The sequence below is a fragment of the Rhodococcus sp. 14C212 genome, from assembly GCF_011058195.1.
Classification (GTDB): Bacteria; Actinomycetota; Actinomycetes; order Mycobacteriales; family Mycobacteriaceae; genus Rhodococcus; species Rhodococcus aetherivorans.
Genome location: NZ_JAALEH010000019.1, coordinates 20,006 through 39,904 on the forward strand (window position 1 = coordinate 20,006; position 19,899 = coordinate 39,904).

Sequence of the window (19,899 nt, forward strand, 5' to 3'; positions counted from 1 at the left end):
AGCGCCGGGAATCGTCGGGGTTCCGGTGCGCGAGGCGCAGTGGAGCGGCGACCGCCGGGGGAGGACGGGCGTCGCTGTATTTTGTGACACCCCGGCGGTGAACGGAGCCGGAACGCGCACGCGTGCAACGGCTCCGGAATTCGGAGGGGAGAGCCGATGAAGGTGATCGACCGAACCGTCCGCGGAAGTCTCCGCGGTTCGCGCCGCCGGACGCCCACGGCACTGCTGCCGCACCTGCTGTCGGCGGCCGTCGAACGCGATCCCGACGCGCCGGCTCTCACGTCGGAGGGACGCACCCTCACCTACCGCGAGGCCGACGCCGAATCGTCCCGGCTCGCCCGGCTGCTCATCGCTCGGGGAATCGGGCCCGAGGACCGCGTCGCGGTGCTCCTCACCCGCTCGATCCGGTCTGTTCTCGCCGCCTGGGCGGTGGCCAAGGCGGGCGCGGCGTTCGTGCCGGTGGACCCCCTCTACCCGGCCGATCGGGTCCGCTACATGCTGTCGGACTCCGACGCCCGCCTCGCCCTCACGGTGGCCGAGCACCGGCACGCCGTACCCGACGGGTTCGACACCGTCGTCCTGGACGGCGCCGAGATCCGGAGGGAACTCGACGCCTGCCCGGCCGAGCCGCTCGCCTTCGTCGACCGCGTGCGGACGCTGCGTCCCGACCATCCCGCCTACGTCATCTACACCTCGGGCTCCACGGGACAGCCGAAGGGCGTCGTGGTCACCCAGTCCGGGCTCGCCGCCTTCTGCGCCGAGCAGGTCGAGCGCTACCACCTCACACCCGGCGCCCGCACCCTGCACTTCGCGTCCCCCAGCTTCGACGCGTCGGTGCTCGAGCTGTTGCTCGCCGTCGGCGCCGGGGCGACGATGGTCGTCGCCCCGCCCTCCGTGTACGGCGGCGACGAGCTGGCCGAGCTGCTGCGCAGCGAACGGGTCACACACGCCTTCGTGACCCCGGCGGCCCTCGCCTCGGTGGATCCCGCCGGTCTGGACGACCTCGGTGTGGTGGTGGTCGGCGGCGAGGCGTGCCCGCCGGACCTCGTGGCGCGCTGGGCACCCGGCCGCCGGTTCCACAACGGGTACGGCCCCACGGAGACCACGATCATGACGAACATCACCGGGCCGCTGCGGCCCGGCGAACCCGTCACGATCGGCCGGCCGATTCGCGGGGTCGCCGCCGAGGTCCTCGATTCCCGCCTTCGACTCGTGCCGGCGGGCACGGCCGGCGAGCTGTACCTGACCGGGCCCGGCCTCGCCCGCGGCTATCACGATCGCCCCGGACTCACGGCCGCGCGCTTCGTCGCCGCGCCCGGGGGTGCCCGAAGGTACCGCACCGGTGACCTGGTGCGGTCCCCGCGCTCGGCACGCGAGGGCATCTCGTACCTGGGCCGGAACGACTTCCAGGTCAAGGTGCGTGGCTTCCGCATCGAACTCGGCGAGATCGATGCGGCATTCGCCGCGCATCCCACCGTCGACTTCGCCGCCACCGTCGGCCACCGGGGCGCGACGGGGGACACCCGTCTCGTCACCTACGTGCACCCCGCCCCCGATGCCGCGATCGACGCCGCCGCGCTCACGGCCTTCGTCGCCGAACGACTGCCGTCGCACATGATTCCGTCGTCGGTGATCGCGTTGGAGACCATCCCGCTGACGCCGGTGGGCAAGCTCGACCGCGCGGCCCTGCCCGAGCCCGGGATCGCGTCGGCCCCGTACCGGGCGCCGGCCACCGTCGCGGAGGTGGCCGTCGCGGAGGCGTTCGCCGACGTGCTCGGGGTGCCGCGGGTCTCGGCCGACGACGACTTCTTCGACCTGGGCGGCAACTCGTTGCTCGCCACCCGCGTGATCGGCCGGATCAGGGCAGCGCTCGACGTCACCGTCTCGGCCGCCGACCTGTTCGACGCCACCACGGTCGAGTCGCTCGCGGCCCGGGTGGCGGCCGCGCCGGCGGCCGCCCGCGGCCTGCTGCCGCGGCGTCCGCGCCCCGGCCGGATCCCGCTCTCTCCCGCGCAGCAGCGCATGTGGTTCCTCAACCGCCTCGATCCGGACTCGGCGGTGTTCAACATCCCGCTCGCCGTGCGGCTGTCCGGCAGGCTCGACGTCGACGCCATGTGCGCGGCCGTGCGGGACGTCGTCGCGCGGCACGAAACGCTACGGACGGTGTACCCCGAGGTCGACGGCGTCGGCGAGCAGCGCATCCTCGACGTCGGGGACCTTCCGCTCGACCTCGGGCCGGAGGACGCGACCGCCTCCGACGCCCCGGCCCGCCTGGCCGGCTTCGCGGGCAGGCGCTTCGACGTCACCGGCGAAGTACCCGTCCGCGCCCGGCTCTTCCGGATCGCCGACGACGAGCACGTGCTCGCCGTGGTCCTCCACCACATCGCCGGTGACGGCTCGTCGCTGGGGCCGCTCGTCCGGGACCTGGTCACCGCCTACACCGCACGGTCCGCGGGGCAGGAGCCGTCGTGGAAGCCCCTGCCGGTCCAGTACGCCGACTACACGCTGTGGCAACTCGACGCCCTGGGTGACGAGGACGATCCCCGGTCCGGGACGGCCCGGCAGCTGGCCTACTGGCGGCGTGCCCTCGCCGGCATCCCGGAGCACCTCGACCTCGCCACCGACCGGCCGCGCCCTGCGGTCATCGGCCATGCGGGCGAACGGGTTTCGGCGCAGATCGACGAGGCCTCCCACGACGCGATCGCGGCCCTCGCGCGCGAGCACGGCGTGACCCCGTTCATGGTGATGCACGCGGTGCTCGCGGTGCTGCTCGCGCGGGTGTCGAACACCCACGACGTCGTCGTCGGCACCCCCGTCGCGGGACGCACGGCCCCCGAACTCGACGGCCTGATCGGGATGTTCGTCAACATGCTCGCCCTGCGGACGGACGTCGACGTCGCCGCGTCGTTCACGGCGCTGCTCGAGCAGGTCCGCGACACCGATCTGCAGGCGTTCGCGCACGCCGACGTGCCCTTCGAACGCCTCGTCGAGGTGCTCGACCCGGTCCGGTCCACCGCACGTCATCCGATCTTCCAGGTGGGGTTCTCGTACCAGAACTTCGCCGGGGAAGCCCTCGAGCTGCCGGAGCTCCGGATCGCACCGGTCGAGAGTGGTTCGTACGCAGCGCGTTTCGATCTCCACGTCACGGTGGTCGATCACGGTGCGGGCGGCGGACCGGGCGGTTTCGACGTCGAGTTCGGTTACGCCACCGACCTGTTCGATGCGCCGTCGATCCAGCGTCTGCTCGACCGGTATCTGCGGATTCTGCGGGCGATCGTCGCCGAACCCGACGCCGTCGTCGGCGACATCGATCTGCACGACGCCACGGAACTCGCCGGGATGATGCGGGCATGGGAGGCCGAACAGGCCGACCTCACCGTCGGCCGGACCCTCGTCGACCTGTTCGACGAGCAGGTCGCGGCAACCCCGGACGCACCCGCGCTGGTGTTCCGCGGCGGCACCCTCACCTACCGGGAGTTCGACGAGCGCGTCACCCGGCTCGCCCGCCACCTCGTGGCGCAGGGAGTGGGACCGGAATCCACGGTGGCCCTGTGCATCCGGCGTTCGGTCGATCTCGTGGTGGCGATGTACGCCGTCGCCAGGGCCGGCGGCGCCTACCTGCCGCTGGACCCCGACCACCCCGCGGCCCGCAACGAGTACATCCTCGACGCCGCGGGCCCGCAGTGCGTGCTGTCGACCACCGCAGACCGGGTCGACGCGCTGGCCGGGCGGACGGTGCTCGACGTCGACCGCCTCGACCTGAGCGACGTCGATCCCGCGCCGCTCGGTGACGCGGACCGACGGGCACCGCTGCGCGCCGCGAACACCGCCTACGTCATCTACACCTCCGGATCGACCGGGCGCCCGAAGGGCGTGGCCGTGCCGCACGAGGCGATCGTCAACCAGATCGCCTGGAAGCGGGCGCACTACGATCTCGGCCCCGACGACGCGGTACTGCTCAAGACCGCCGCGACCTTCGACCTGTCGGTGTGGGAGTTCTGGTCCGCGCTCACCTGCGGGGCCCGCCTGGTGATCGCCGCCCACGACGGGCACCGCGACCCGTCCTACCTCAACGACCTGATCCGCCGGGAGAAGGTCACGACCCTGCACGTGGTGCCGTCGATGCTCGAGGCGCTGCTCGAGGACTCGGCCGGCGAGCTGCCCGACACCGTGCGCCGCGTCCTCGCCATCGGCGAGGTGCTGCCCACCCCGACGGCGGAGCGCGCGCTCGGCGCCTCGAACGCGGACCTGGTGAACCTGTACGGCCCCACGGAGGCGGCCGTCTCCGTGACCGCGCACGCGGTCACCGCGCTCGCGCACACGTCGGTGCCGATCGGCGACCCCATCCCCAACACCCAGACGTTCGTCCTCGACGAGCGGATGCACCCCGTGCCGCCGGGCGTGGCCGGCGAACTGTACCTGGCCGGGGTGCAGCTCGCCCGCGGGTACCTGGGCCGCCCCGGCCTGACCGCGGAGCGGTTCGTCGCCAATCCGTTCGGTGCGCCCGGCTCCCGCCTCTACCGCACCGGGGACGTGGTGCGCTGGCGCGTCGACGGCGACGACCCCGGCCGCGGCACCCTGGAATACCTCGAGCGCGCCGACTTCCAGGTCAAGGTGCACGGGTTCCGGATCGAACTCGGTGAGGTCGAGGCCGCGCTGCGCGCCCTTCCTGCGATCCGCGACGCCGCGGTCACCGTCCACGGCGGGGACCGGCTGGTGGCCTTCCTGGTCCCGGCCGCCGGGCAGGTCGACGTCGCCCATCTGCGGGCCGCGCTGGCCGAGACCCTGCCCTCCTACATGGTGCCCGCCGGCTTCGTCACCCTCGAGGCGTTGCCGCTGAACCCGCACGGCAAGCTGGACCGGGCGGCACTCCCCGAGCCGGTGATCGCCCCGCGGAGCCACCGCCCGCCGCGCACTCCGCTCGAGACGGAGGTCGCCGCCGCCTACCGCGAGGTCCTCGCACCGGCGACCGAGACCGGGGAGTTCCGGGTCGGCCTGGACGACGACTTCTTCGACCTCGGGGGGAACTCGCTCAGCGCCGTGCGGGTGATCGCCCGGCTGCGCGAGCGCACGAACCTGCCGGTGTCGCTGCAGTGGCTGTTCCTCACGCCCGCCGTCGAAGCCCTCGCCGCCCGGATCGAGGCATCCGCCGGCGATTCCGATCCGGCCGATCACACCGCAGGGTTCGACGCGGTGCTGCCCCTGCGCCCGGGCGGTTCCGCCGAGCCGGTCTTCTGCATCCACCCGGTGATCGGTCTGTCGTGGAGTTTCGCCGGACTGGCCCGCCACCTCGACCCCGAGCGTCCGCTCTACGGACTGCAGTCCCCGGCCCTGCGCGACGACGAACCGCTGCCCGAGAGCATCGAGGCGTGGGCGGCCGACTACGCGGCCCGGATCCGGCGTGTCCAGCCGGCCGGTCCGTACCACCTCGTCGGCTGGTCGCTGGGCGGGATCCTCGCCCACGCCGTCGCGGTCCGCCTGCGCGCCGACGGCGACAAGGTCGCCACCCTCGCCCTGCTCGACGCGCATCCGCCCACCGCGCCGACCGGGACCGTCCCCTCCGCGGTCACCGTCGCCGACCTGCTCGGCGCGATCGGAACCGACATCGGGGCCGACGTCGACCTGGCGGAGTTCACCCCCGAGCAGGCACTGGAGCTGCTCTCCGACCTGCCGGCCCCGTTCGACGCGCTGTCCCTGCCCCGGCTCGAACGCATCTTCGAGGGCGTGCGCCTGTCCTACCGGCTGCTCGGCGAGCACCGGCCCGCCCGATACGACGGTGATCTGCTGTTCTTCGCCGCGGGGGAGGACGGAACCTCGGCCGCCCGCGCCGCGCAGCAGTGGCGGGCCCACGTCACCGGCACGCTGGCGGTCGAATCGGTCCAGGCCACCCACTGGCGGATGACGTCGCAGGAAGCCCTCGCCCGGATCGGCCCGGTGCTGGACCGCTGGATCGGGGGCGCCCGCTGACCCGTATCCTCCGTCGTCCTCCCGGCGACCGCGGCGGGTGATCGGCGGTCGACCGCCCGGTTTCGGCCGTAACGAAGCGCCCGACGCCCCGATGGTCTAATGGGGCTGGCGCGTGCCACCCTGCACTGTCGTGTGCAGAGGGCAGCGGCTGGGACGATGAGGGATACGCGAGGTGGATGATGCCTGGAGTGCACGCGCAGGACGACCGGCGACGGAGCACGCGGGGATGAGTGTCGACGGTTCGGGGGACCGACGACCGGACGAATCACGCAGCCGCCGGCCGGTCCGGCAGCGGCCCACACGCCGGCGCGGACCCCGCGTCGCCCTCCTGCCCCAGCTCCTGGCCGCCGCGGTCGAACGGGACCCCGGCGCACCCGCCGTGGTGTTCGAGGACCGCACCCTGAGCTACGGCGAGCTCGACTCTGCCTCTTCCCGGCTGGCGCGGCTGCTCATCCGGCGGGGGATCGGCCCGGAGGATGTGGTGGCGGTCGCCGTACCCCGCTCGATCGAGTCGGTGCTGTCGGTGTGGGCCGTCGCCAAGACCGGCGCCGCCTTCGTGCCCGTCGACCCGAACTATCCGGACGACCGCGTCCGGCACATGATCGACGACTCGGGGGCCCGGGCCGGCCTGACCCTCGCAGCCTCGGTGCCCGGCCTGCCCGGCTCCGTGCCCTGGATCGCCCTCGATTCCGCCGAGACCCGCACCGCCCTCGCCGAGCAGTCCGCAGCGCCCGTCGCGCTCGACGACCGGGTCCGGACGCTGCGGGCGGAGCATCCGGCCTACGTGATCTACACCTCCGGTTCCACGGGCCGGCCCAAGGGCGTGGTCGTCACCCACACCGGTCTCGAGGGCTTCTGCGCCGAGCAGGTCGAGCGGTACACGCTGACCCCCGGCTCGCGGACCCTGCACTTCGCCTCGCCCAGCTTCGACGCCTCCGTCCTCGAGCTGCTGCTCGCCGTCGGCGCGGGCGCCACCATGGTGATCGCCCCACCGTCCGTGTACGGCGGCGCGGACCTCGCCGAACTGCTGCGCAGCCGGCGGGTCACCCACGCCTTCGTCACGCCCGCGGCCCTGGCGTCCGTCGACCCCGCCGGGCTGGACACCCTCGGCGTGGTGATCGTGGGTGGCGAGGCGTGCCCACCGGACCTGGTCGCGCGATGGGCGCCCGGTCGCCGCTTCTTCAACGGCTACGGCCCCACCGAGACCACGATCATGACCAACATCTCGCACGCGCTGCAGCCCGGCGAGCAGGTCACCATCGGCCGGGCCGTCCGCGGGATGACCGCGCACGTGCTGGACGAGCGCCTCAATCCCGTCCCGGCCGGTGTCGTGGGGGAGCTGTATCTCGAAGGACCCGGCCTCGCCCGCGGCTACCACCGCCGCGCCGCGCTGACGGCCGAGCGGTTCGTCGCCGGGCCCGGCGGTACCCGCCTGTACCGGACCGGTGACCTCGTCCGATCGGGCGAGACCGGCCTGATCTACGCGGGGCGCAACGACTTCCAGGTCAAGATCCGCGGATTCCGCATCGAACTCGGCGAGATCGACGCCGCGCTGGCCGCGCACCCCGATGCCGACTTCGCCGTCACGGTGGGACGGCCGACCCCGTCGGGGGAGGCCCGGCTGGTGTCGTACGTCCACCCCGTGCCGGGTGCGGTCGTCGACCCCGACGCGCTGACCGAGTTCGTCGCCCGTCGGCTGCCGGCGCACATGGTGCCGACCGTGATCGTGCCGCTCGACCGGATCCCGCTGACGCCGGTCGGCAAGCTCGACCGGGCGGCCCTGCCCGAACCGGAGCTGCCCACCCACGAGTACCGCGCGCCCCGCTCCCTCACGGAACAGGCGGTGGCGGAGGTGTTCACGGAGCTGCTCGGCACCGAGCGGGCCGGCCTCGACGACGACTTCTTCGAGCTCGGCGGCAACTCGCTCGTCGCCACCCGCGCGGCCGCCCGCCTCGGGGAACGGCTCGCCACCCGGGTCCCCGCGCGGCTGCTGTTCGAGGCGTCCACCGTCGAAGGTCTCGCCGCACTCGTCGAACCCGCCGTCGGTGAAGGAGCGCAGCAACCGCTCGTCGCCGGGCCGCGCCCCGATCCGATCCCGCTGTCCCTCGCGCAGCAGCGGATGTGGTTCCTCAACCGGTTCGATCCGGCGTCGGCCGCGAACAACATCCCCGTCGCACTGCGCGTCCGCGGCGGGCTCGACGTCGATGCCCTGCGCCGGGCCCTCGCCGACGTCGTGACCCGGCACGAGGTGCTGCGCACCGTCTATCCCGACCGCGACGGCGTCGGGTCCCAGCTGGTCCTCCCGCCGGAGCAGGCGGCGCACTCCCTCGACCCGGTGCCGACGCCGCCCGACGAGATCCCCGGAGCGGTCGCCCGGCTCGCGACGGCCGGCTTCGACGTGACCGCCGAGGTGCCGCTGCGGGTCGCACTGCTGCGGTCGGCCGACGACGAGCACGTCCTCGTCGTGGTCGTCCACCACATCGCCGCCGACGGCGCGTCCATCGCCCCCTTCGTGCGGGACCTGGTCACCGCGTACGTCGCCCGCACCGGCGGCGCGGCCCCCGCGTGGGAACCGCTCGCGGTGCAGTACGCCGACTACACCCTCTGGCAGCGCACGGTGCTCGGTGACGAGTCCGACCCCGCGTCGCCGGCCGCGCGGGAGATCGAGTTCTGGCGCGACGCGCTCGCCGACCTCCCGGATCGGCTCGACCTGCCGACCGACCGGCCCCGCCCGGTGGAGGCGTCGGGCCGCGGCGCCACCGTCGACTTCGAGGTCGATGCCGCCCTGCACGAGGCGGTCGAGGCCACCGCCCAGGCGACCGGCACGTCCGCGTTCATGGTCGTCCACGCCGCGCTGGCGGTGCTGCTGTCGCGCCTGTCGGGCACCGCGGACATCGCGATCGGCACGCCCGTCGCCGGCCGCGGCGAGCGTGCGCTCGACGACCTCGTCGGCATGTTCGTCAACACCCTCGTGCTGCGCACCCGCATCGAGCCGGACGCCACGTTCGCCGAACTGCTCGGCCGGGTCAAGGACACCGATCTCGCCGCGTTCGACAACGCGGAGCTGCCGTTCGAGCGGCTCGTGGAGGTGCTCGATCCGGTGCGATCGACCGGACACCACCCGCTGTTCCAGGTGGCGCTGTTCTTCCAGAACCTCGACCGTGCCGAGGTGACCCTGCCGGACGTCGAGATCGAGCCCGTCGACCTCGACGGAGCCATCGCCAAGTTCGATCTGCAGCTGACCGTCTCGCCGCGGGAGGAGGCCGGGAAGCCGGCCGGAATGTCGGCGCAGTTCACCTACGCCACGGACCTTTTCGACGAGTCCACGGTGCGGGATTTCGCCGGCCGTCTGATGCGTGTGCTCGCGGCGCTCACCGCCGACGCCGGCCGCGTGGTGGGCGACGTCGACCTCCTCGACACCGCCGAGCGCCGCGCCCTCGCCGCCGGCAACGACCGTGCGGTGCATCCGGTCCGGGCGGCCGGGCTCCTCGCCGCGTACCGGGACGCCGTCGCCCGCCACCCGGACGCGGTGGCCGTCGTCTTCGGTGCCGAGTCGCTCACCTACGCCGAGTTCGACGCCCGCGTCAACCGGCTCGCCCGCCACCTCGTCGGTCTCGGGGTCGGACCCGAAACCCTTGTGGCCCTCGCGATCCGGCGTTCGATCGAGCTCCCGGTCGCGCTGTACGCGGTCGTCGCGGCCGGCGGCGCCTACGTCCCGCTCGACCCCGACCATCCGGCCGAGCGCATCGGGCACATCCTGACCACCGCACAGCCGGTGTGTGTCCTGAGCACCCGCGCGGACGCGGCGGACCTGCCCGGCACGGTCGCCCCCGTCCTGGTCGACGAGTTCGACCTGCGGCGCTACGCGCCCGATCCGATCCGGGACGACGAACTGGCCGGTCCGATCCGCCCGGACACCCCTGCCTACGTGATCTTCACGTCCGGCTCCACGGGCCGCCCCAAGGGCGTGTGCGTCTCGCACGAGGCCATCGTCAACCAGCTCGAGTGGATGGCCCACGAGTACGAGATCACCGGCGCCGACGTCTATCTGCAGAAGACCGCCACCACTTTCGACGTGTCGCTGTGGGGCTGGTTCCTGCCCTTGCGCGCCGGCGCCACCCTCGTCGTCGCCACCCACGACGGTCACCGCGACCCCGTGTACGTCGCCGAGGCGATCGCCCGGCACGGCGTGACGCTGACCGACTTCGTGCCCTCGATGCTCACCGTGTTCGCCGCCCACGCGCCGGCCGGCACCTGCTCGACGCTGCGGCACGTGTTCGTGATCGGCGAAGCCCTGCCGCCCGAGACCGTCGACGCGTTCCGCCGCGTCTGCGCTGCCGCGGTGCACAACCTGTACGGCCCGACCGAGGCGGCGGTCTCGGTGACCTACTGGCCCGTCGGCGACGAGCGGCAGAGCGTGCCCATCGGCGTGCCGGAGTGGAACGTGCGCGTGTACGTCCTCGACGGTCGGCTGCACCCCGTCCCGGTCGGCGTGCCCGGCGAGTTGTACCTCGCCGGAGGGCAACTCGCGCGTGGCTACGTGGGCCGCCCGGACCTCACCGCGGATCGCTTCGTCGCCGACCCGGCCGGCGCCCCCGGCGCCCGCATGTACCGCACCGGTGACCTCGTCCGGTGGCGCCGCACCGCCGGTGGAGAGCACGTCCTCGACTACATCGGCCGCACCGACTTCCAGGTGAAGTTCCGCGGTCAGCGCATCGAGCTCGGCGAGATCGAGACGGCTCTGCTCGCCCAGCCCACGGTCGGTCAGGCCGTGGCGCTCGTCGTGCCCACGGTCACCGGCGAGCAGCTCGTCGGATACGTCGTCCCCACCCCCGGCACGGCGGTCGAGAGCGCGCAGCTGCTCGCCGCCGTCAAGGAGACCCTGCCCGCGTACATGGTGCCGTCGGCGCTCGTCGCGCTCGACGCCTTCCCCCTCAACGCGAGCGGCAAGCTGGACCGCAAGGCGTTGCCGGAGCCGGTGTTCGAAACCCGCGGGTTCCGCGGGCCGCGCACGCCCGTCGAGGAGATCGTCGCGGGCATCTTCGCCGACGTGCTCGGCCTCACCCGCGTCGGGCTCGACGACGACTTCTTCGCCCTCGGCGGAAACTCGCTCGTCGCGACCCAGGTCGCGGCGCGGCTCGGCGCAGCGCTCGACACCAGGGTGGCCGTCCGCGTGCTGTTCGAGACCCCCGAGGTGGAGGCTCTCGCGGCCCGGCTCGAATCCGAGGTCGGCCGGACCGGACGTGTCGCCCTGCGCCCCCGGCCGCGGCCGGAGGTCGTCTCGCTGTCCCTCGCCCAGCAACGCATGTGGTTCCTCAACCGGTTCGACCCCGACTCCGCGGTGAACAACCTGCCGCTGGCCATCCGGCTCCGCGGGGACCTCGACGTCGGGGCGCTGCGGGCGGCGATCGACGACGTGGTGTTCCGGCACGAGTCGCTGCGCACGGTCTACCCGGAGGTCGACGGGGTGGCGCGCCAGGTCGTCCTGCCCACCGCGGATCCGGCCGCCGGGCTGGAACCGACGCCCGTGAGCGAGGCCGGCCTCGCTGCCGCGGTTGCCGCCGAGATCGGTGCCGGATTCGACGTGACGACCGGAGTCCCGCTGCGGCTGAGACTGTTCCGGCTGTCCGAACGGGAGCACGTGCTCGTCGTCGTGCTGCACCACATCAGCGGCGACGGATTCTCGATGGGGCCGCTCACGCGCGACGTGATGGTCGCCTACGCCGCACGGGCCGCCGGACGGGAACCCGACTGGGCGCCGCCGGCGATCCAGTACGCGGACTACGCGCTGTGGCAGCGGGAGGTTCTCGGCGCCGAGGACGATCCCCGGTCGGTGCTCGCGCAGCAACTCGGCTACTGGCGCAGAACGCTGTCCGGGATCCCCGACCAGCTCGACCTGCCGGCGGACCGGCCCCGTCCGCCCGTCGCGTCGAACCGCGGCGCCGTCGCCGGCTTCTCCGTGGACGCCGGCACGCACGCGGCGCTGACGGCCCTCGCCCGGGAGCACGGCGTCACGCTGTTCATGGTCGTCCACGCGGCCCTGGCCACCGTGCTGGCGCGGCTGTCCGGCACCGAGGACATCGTGATCGGTACGCCCGTCGCCGGGCGTGGCGAGGCCGAACTCGACGACGTCATCGGCATGTTCGTCAACACCCTGGTGCTGCGCACCCCGGTCGGGCCCGGCGACACGTTCGCCGCCCTCCTCGCTCGCGTCCGCGAGACCGACCTCGAGGCGTTCGGGCATGCCGACGTGCCGTTCGAGCGCATCGTCGAGGTCCTCGATCCGGAACGGTCCCAGGCGCGGCACCCCCTGTTCCAGATCGCGCTGAGCTTCCAGAACCTGGCGCGCACCCGCCTCGAACTGCCGGGCCTGGCCGTCGAACCGGTCGACTTCGCCTTCGACCAGGCGAAGTTCGATCTGCAGGTGACCGTCTCGGACGCGGTCGCCGAGGACGGTGCGCCGGGCGGGCTGTCCGTGGCGCTGACCTATGCGACCGACCTGTTCGACGCCGGCACCGTGGAGGCCTTCGCCCAGCGGTTCACCCGGGTGCTCGCGGCGGTGGCCGCCGATCCGGCCACGGTGGTCGGGGACATCCCGCTGCTGCCGGACGAGGAGCGGGCCGTCGTGCTCGAGGCGTGGAACGCGCCGGGCACCCGTGCCGCCGGCGTGACGCTCGTCGACCGATTCCAGGCGCAGGCCGGCCGGACCCCCGACGCGGTCGCCGTCACCGCCGGCGACCGCAGCCTGACCTACGGGGAACTGGCGTCGCGCGTGAACCGCCTCGCCCGCCTCCTGATCGACCGCGGTGTGCGGCCGGACACCCTCGTGGCCGTGGCCCTGCCGCGCTCCGAGGAACTCGTCGTCGGACTGCTCGCCGTGCTCCAGGCCGGTGGTGCCTACCTGCCGCTGGACCTGACGTATCCGGCGGACCGCCTCGAATTCATGCTCGCGGACGCCGCTCCCGTCTGCGTGCTCGTCTCCGGCACCGATCGGGAGGCGCTGCCGGACACCGCCGTCGAGGTGATCGACGTGCCGGCACTCGATCTGTCCGCGGTCCCCGACGGGCCGGTCGGCGACGACGAACGACGGGCCCCGCTGCGCACCGACAACCTCGCGTACGTCATCTACACGTCCGGCTCCACCGGCCGTCCCAAGGGCGTGCAGGTTCCGCACCGGGCGGTCCTCGAACTGTTCGAGAACACGTGGCCCGCATTCGAGTTCGACGAGCGGGACGTGTGGACGATGTTCCACTCCTACGCGTTCGACTTCTCCGTGTGGGAACTGTGGGGACCGCTGCTCTACGGCGGCCGGCTCGTCGTCGTCGACCACTACACCTCGCGCTCGCCCGAGGACTTCCTCGCCCTGCTGGCCAGGGAACGGGTGACGGTGCTCAACCAGACCCCGTCGGCGTTCTACCAGCTCGCCGAGGCGGACCGCACGGCCGCGGAACACGACGGCGGCGAGACGGGCCTCACGGCGCTGCGGTACGTGGTCTTCGGTGGTGAGGCGCTCGATCTGCGGCGGCTCGCCGGCTGGTACGACCGGCACGCCGAGGACGCGCCGCGTCTGGTCAACATGTACGGCATCACCGAGACCACCGTGCACGTCTCGCACCTGCCGCTCGCCGCGGCCGACGCGGGACTCGCCGCGAGCGTGATCGGCCGCGGCATCCCCGGGCTGGGCATCTACGTCCTCGACGCGCGCCTGCAGCCCGTTCCGGTCGGCGTGCCGGGGGAGATGTACGTGTGCGGAGCGCAGCTCACCCGCGGCTACCTGGGACGCGCCGACCTCACCTCCGGCCGGTTCGTCGCCGATCCGTTCGGCGCGCCCGGAACCCGCATGTACCGGACCGGCGACATCGCCCGCTGGAACCCACGAGGACAGCTCGAGTACGCCGGGCGCAGCGACTCCCAGGTCCAGTTGCGTGGCTTCCGCATCGAACTCGGCGAGATCGAGGCCGCTCTCACCGGAGTCGACGGTGTGGCGCAGGCCGTTGCGGTCGTGCGCACCGACGAACGCACCGGCGACCGTCTCGTCGGCTACGTGGTGCCGCGCGCGGGCCACGACCTCGAGCCCGCGACGGTCCTGGACTCGGTGGCGCGGTTCCTCACCGGATACATGGTTCCCGACGCGATCGTGGTGCTCGAGACGCTGCCGCTGACCGCGAACGGCAAGCTCGACCGCAAGGCTCTTCCCGCCCCGGTATTCAAGGGCGACAAGAAGTTCCGTGCGCCCGGCACCCCCACCGAGGTCGCGATCGCGACGGTCTTCGCGGAGGTCCTGGGAGCGGATCGGATCGGCGCCGACGACTCGTTCTTCGCGCTCGGCGGCGACAGCATCGTCTCGATCCAGCTGGTGTCGCGGGCGAAGGCCCGCGGTGTGGTCTTCACCCCCCGCGACGTGTTCGAACGCAAGACCGTGGCCGGGCTCGCCGAGGTCGCGCGCGTCGGTGCGGAGGCGGCGGCACCCGCGCTGGCCGAGCTTCCCGGCGGTGGCGTCGGCGACATGCCGTTGACGCCGATCGTCCGGTTCATGGTCGAACGCGGCGGCCGATTCGATCGTTACACCCAGACGCTCGCGCTGGAACTGCCGGCCGGCATCGACCGCGACGGCGTCGTGGGAACCCTCACGGCCGTCGTCGACCGCCACGACATGCTCCGGGCCCGATTGCGCCGCACCGACTCCGGTGACTGGGAGCTGTCGACCACGCCGCCGGGCAGCGTCGACGTCGACGCGCTCGTCACCCGCGTCGAGGTCGCGGCCGGGACGGACGAGCACGCGCTCGCCGACCTCGCCGCGCGGGCACTCGACGAGGCCGAGTCGCGCCTGCGACCGGCCGAGGGCGTCGTGCTGCAGTTCGTGTGGCTCGACCCGGGCGCCGCGCGCACCGGACGGCTCGTCGTCGTCGCGCACCACCTCGTCGTCGACGGCGTCTCCTGGCGCATCCTGGTCCCGGATCTCGTCACGGCGTGGGCGCAGCTGTCGAACGGTGGGCGGCCCGAGCTCCAGCCGGTCGGCACGTCGTTCCGGCGCTGGGCGCACGCCCTCGCCGACATCGCGGTCCCGGCCCGTTCGGCCGAACTCGGGCTGTGGCGCTCGATCGTCGAGGGGCCCGATCCGATGCTCGGCGCGCGCCCGTTCGATCCCACCGTCGACCTCGCCTCCACGGTGGACAAGGTGCGGATCCAGGTCGATCCCGCGACGACCGAGGCGTTGCTGACGACGTTGCCCGCACGGTTCCACGGGGGCGTCAACGACGCACTGCTCGCCGCGCTGGCGCTCGCCGTCGCCCGCTGGCGCCGCGACCGGGGCGTCGCCGAGCCGTCGGCGCTGGTCCGGCTCGAGGGGCACGGCCGCGAGGAGGAGGTCGTCCCCGGCGCGGACCTCGGTCGCACCGTCGGCTGGTTCACCACCATCTACCCGGTCCGGCTCGACCTGTCCGGGGTGGATCTCGACGACGCGTTCGCCGGGGGCCGCGCCGCGGGCGCCGCGATCAAGGCCGTCAAGGAAGACCTGCGCGCCGTTCCGGACAAGGGCATCGGCTACGGGCTGCTGCGTTATCTCGATCCGGACGCCGGCCCCGTGCTGCGGGCGCTACCGTCCGGTCAGATCAGCTTCAACTACCTCGGCCGGATCGACGCGGGCGAGATCCCCGACGGTGCGGCCGGTCTCGGCTGGCTGCCCGCCGGGGACCTCGGCGACCTGTCGGGTCGCGACGACGCCGACGCGCCCGCGATGGCCGCGGTCGACATCAACGCCGTCGTGATCGGCGGCCGGCTCGGCGCGAACTTCGGTTACGCGAGCGGTCTGCTCGACCGCGACGATGTCGAGGGACTCGCGCAGCTGTGGGTGCGCGCCCTGGAGGCGCTCGCCGCCCACGCCGCCCGGCCCGACGCGGGCGGCCTGACGCCGTCCGACGTCCCCCTCGTGCACGTCGGCCAGAGCGACCTCGACACGTGGGAGGCGCGGTACCCCGCCCTGGTCGACGTGTGGCCGCTCGCCCCGCTGCAGTCCGGTCTGCTCTTCCACGCGATGCTCGCCGACGGCCGGCCCGACGTCTACACCACCCAGGTGCTGCTCCATCTCGCGGGCCGGGTCGACGTGGCCCGGCTGCGCCGGGCGGCGGAGGCACTGCTCGAGCGGCATCCCAATCTGCGCACGGCGTTCGTCGCCGACGAGTCCGGCGAACCGGTACAGCTGGTGCTCGACGACGTCTCCCTGCCGTGGCGCGAGGTCGACGCCGTCGGCGCGGACGGCTCCGACCTGGAGACGATGGTGCGGGCGGACCAGGACGTCCCGTTCGACATGGCCGCCCCGCCGCTGATCCGTTTCCTCGCCGTGCGCACCGCCCCGGACGCGTGGACGCTGGCCGTCAGCAGCCACCACATCCTGCTCGACGGATGGTCGATGCCGCTGCTCCTGAAGGACCTGCTCACCCTCTACGCGACCGCCGCCGATGCGACGATCCTGCCGCGGGTGCCCGCGTATCGCACCTACCTGGAATGGTTGGCCGCGCGCGACCACGACCGGTCCCGCCGGGCCTGGGCGGACGCGCTGGCCGGCCTCGGGGAGCCGGCCATGCTCGCCGAGGTGCTCGGTGACGGTGAGGCGGGAGCCGTGGGCGGCGCGGAGCACCGCGTCGCGATCGACGCCGGCACCACCGCCGCGCTGACCGAGTACGCGAGCCGGCTCGGCGTCACCGTCAACACCGTTCTCCAAGCGGCCTGGGCCGTGCTGCTGGCCCGCTCCACCGGCCGCGACGACGTGGTGTTCGGAACCACCGTCTCCGGCCGGCCCGCGGGGCTCGAGGGTGTCGAGTCGATGGTCGGGTTGTTCATCAACACGATTCCGGTGCGCGTCCGTCTCGACCCGGACATGGCGGTCGACGCGACGCTGCGTGCCCTGCAGGTCGAGCAGGCCGACCTGCTCGACCACCACCACGTCGGGCTGGCGGAGATCCAGCAGCTCGCGGGGACCGGCGCGTTGTTCGACACCTTGCTCGTGTACGAGTCCTATCCGATCGACCGGAGCGGCCTCGAGCAGGCCAGCTCGATCGACGGCATGACCGTCGCCGGCGTGAACACCCGGGACGCGACCCACTATCCGCTCACGGTGGTGGCCACGGCCGAGGAGTCGCTGGACTTCGGGTTCAAGTACCGCCGGGACGCCTTCACGGCCTCTGCCGTGCAGAACCTCGCGCAGCGCTACCTCCGGGTGCTCCGCGGCGTCGTCGCCGGGACGGCCGGCACGACCGGGCAGCTCGAGATTCTGGGCGAGGTCGAGCGCGACGATCTCGTCCGACGGACCGGACGTCCGGCGGAACCGGCCGTGCCGCTGGCCGACCTGCTGGCCGCGGCCGCCGCCCGCGATCCGCAGTCGACCGCGCTGTCGTACCGGGGGCGCGAGCTGTCGTACGCCGACCTCGACGCCCGCTCGTCGCGGCTCGCGCGTCTTCTCATCGCCCGCGGCCTCGGGCCCGAGGACGTCGTGGCCGTGGGGCTGACCCGGTCCTTCGAGTCCGTGCTCTCGGTGTGGGCGGTCGCGAAGACCGGCGCGGCGTACGTGCCGGTCGATCCCGGCTACCCGGTCGACCGGGTCGTGCACATGGTCACCGACTCGGGGGCACAGGCAGGACTGACCGTCGCCGCCGAACGCACCGGCCTGCCCGACACGATCCCGTGGGTGGTGCTCGACGACGAAGAGGTCGAGTCCGAACTCGCCGCGCTGTCGCCCGCGCCGGTGACGGACCGCGACCGGGCGCGTCCGCTGCATGTGGACAACCCCGCCTACGTCATCTACACCTCCGGCTCCACCGGGCTACCGAAGGGTGTGATCGTCACCCACACCGGCCTGGCCAACTTCGCCGCCGAACAGCGCGATCGTTACGGCCTCGGACCGGACACCCGGGCGCTGCACTTCGCGTCGCCGAGCTTCGACGCCTCGGTGCTCGAACTGCTGCTCGCGGTCGAGCCCGGTGCCACGCTGGTGATCGCACCGCCCACCGTCTACGGCGGTGCGGACCTGGCGGAACTGCTGCGGAACGAACGCGTCACCCACGCGTTCGTGACGCCCGCGGCGCTGGCGTCGGTCGATCCCGCGGGGCTCGACGACCTGCGGACCGTCGTGGTCGGTGGCGAGGCCTGCCCACCGGAACTCGTCGCGCGATGGGCACCGGGCCGGGCGTTCCACAACGGGTACGGGCCCACCGAGACCACCGTCATGACCAACATCAGCGAGCCGCTGACGCCCGGCGGGCCGCTCACCATCGGCGGGCCGCTCCGGGGCACGCGCTCGCTCGTCCTCGACGACCGGCTCCGGCCCGTGCCGGTCGGGGTGGCGGGCGAGCTGTATCTGTCCGGCGTCCAGCTGGCGCGGGGCTACCACGCCCGGCCGGCGCTGACCGCGTCCCGGTTCGTCGCCGATCCGTACGGCACCGGCAGCCGCCTCTACCGCACCGGCGACGTCGTGCGATGGACCGAGGCGGGCGAGATCGAGTACGTGGGCCGGTCGGACTTCCAGGTCAAGGTCCGCGGCTTCCGGATCGAACTCGGGGAGATCGACGCCGTGCTCCGCCGCGATCCGTCGGTCGACTTCGCCGTCACCGTCGGACGGACCTCTGAGGCGGGCGTCGTGCGGTTGGTCTCGTACGTGACCTCGCGGCCGTCGGCGACCGTCGACACCGCCACGTTGCTGGCCTCGGCGGCGAGGGCGCTGCCGGGGCACATGGTGCCGTCGGCGATCGTTGCCCTCGACGAGGTGCCGCTCACGCCGGTGGGCAAGCTCGACCGTGATGCCCTGCCGGAACCGGACACGGCCACGCGGCCGTACCGGGCGCCGGAGACCGATGCGCAGCGGGTCGTCGCGGACATGTTCGCCGAGGTGCTCGGCCTCGACCGGGTCGGGCTCGACGACGACTTCTTCGAACTCGGTGGCAACTCCCTGGTGGCGACGCAGGTCGTCGCGCGCCTGCGGGACGCGCTCGGGGTGGAGGTACGGGTCCCGTGGTTGCTCGCGGCGCCGACGGTGGAGTCGTTCGCCGCACGGATCGAGGGCGACGACGACGCCGGCGGGGACGCGGCGCTCGCCGTGGTCCTGCCGTTGCGCGCCGGCGAGCCCGACGTGACCCCGCTGTTCTGCATCCATCCGATGATCGGCCTGGCCTGGCCCTATGCGCCCCTGGCCGCGCGGCTCGCCCCCGGCCGCCCGGTCTTCGGGCTGCAGACGCCGGCGCTCGCGGACCCGGGATTCGTCCCGGCGTCGATCGAGGCACTCGCGCAGCGATACGCCGACGAGATCGTGCGGGTCCGTCCCGAGGGTCCGTACCGGTTGGCCGGCTGGTCGCTCGGTGGCGTGCTCGCCCACGCGGTGGCGGTGGAGTTGCAGGCCCGCGGCGCCCGGGTCGAGCACCTCGCGATGCTCGACTGCATCCCGCGGATCGACACGGACCGCTTCGGCGCCGAGTTCGCCGAGAATCTCCGCAGTCTCGGAGTGGACGCGGATCCGGACGCGCTGCGCGACGGTTTGCCGGCGGAGGCGGCGAACGCCGTGGCCGCCGCGGTGCCCCGGGAACTGATCGAACTCGACGCGCCGAAGGTGCAGCGCATCTTCGCCGCGGCGGTGCTCTCCCCGGAGCTGATCAACCGGCACGAACCGGGTCTGTTCGCCGGCGACGTCGACTTCTTCAGTGCGCGGGACGAGCATCCGACGGAGGCGGACGCGGCGGGTCTGTGGGCGCCGTACGTGTCCGGCCGGGTCCGGAACCGGTTCGTGCCCGGCGCGCACGGCGCGATGATGGATCCCCCCGCCCTCGACGAGATCGTGCCGGCGTTGGATCGTGACGCGATCGATGTGACGGATGTGAACAGTGAGGTTTCTGACGGCCGGTACGCAAGGTAACGTTCACGCGCGTGCTGTCGATTCAGTACATGCTG

General features: G+C 73.2%; 1 protein-coding gene and 1 pseudogene. Both read left to right on the forward strand.

The features are described 5' to 3' along the window. Positions 1–97 precede the first annotated feature (97 nt). A pseudogene (locus tag G6038_RS11285) lies at positions 98–5,967 on the forward strand (amino acid adenylation domain-containing protein). A gap of 226 nt (positions 5,968–6,193) precedes the next feature. Then, entirely contained in the window at positions 6,194–19,864 is a 13,671-nt protein-coding gene (locus G6038_RS11290) for a non-ribosomal peptide synthetase (protein WP_165037741.1), read from the forward strand. Positions 19,865–19,899: the final 35 nt, after the last annotated feature.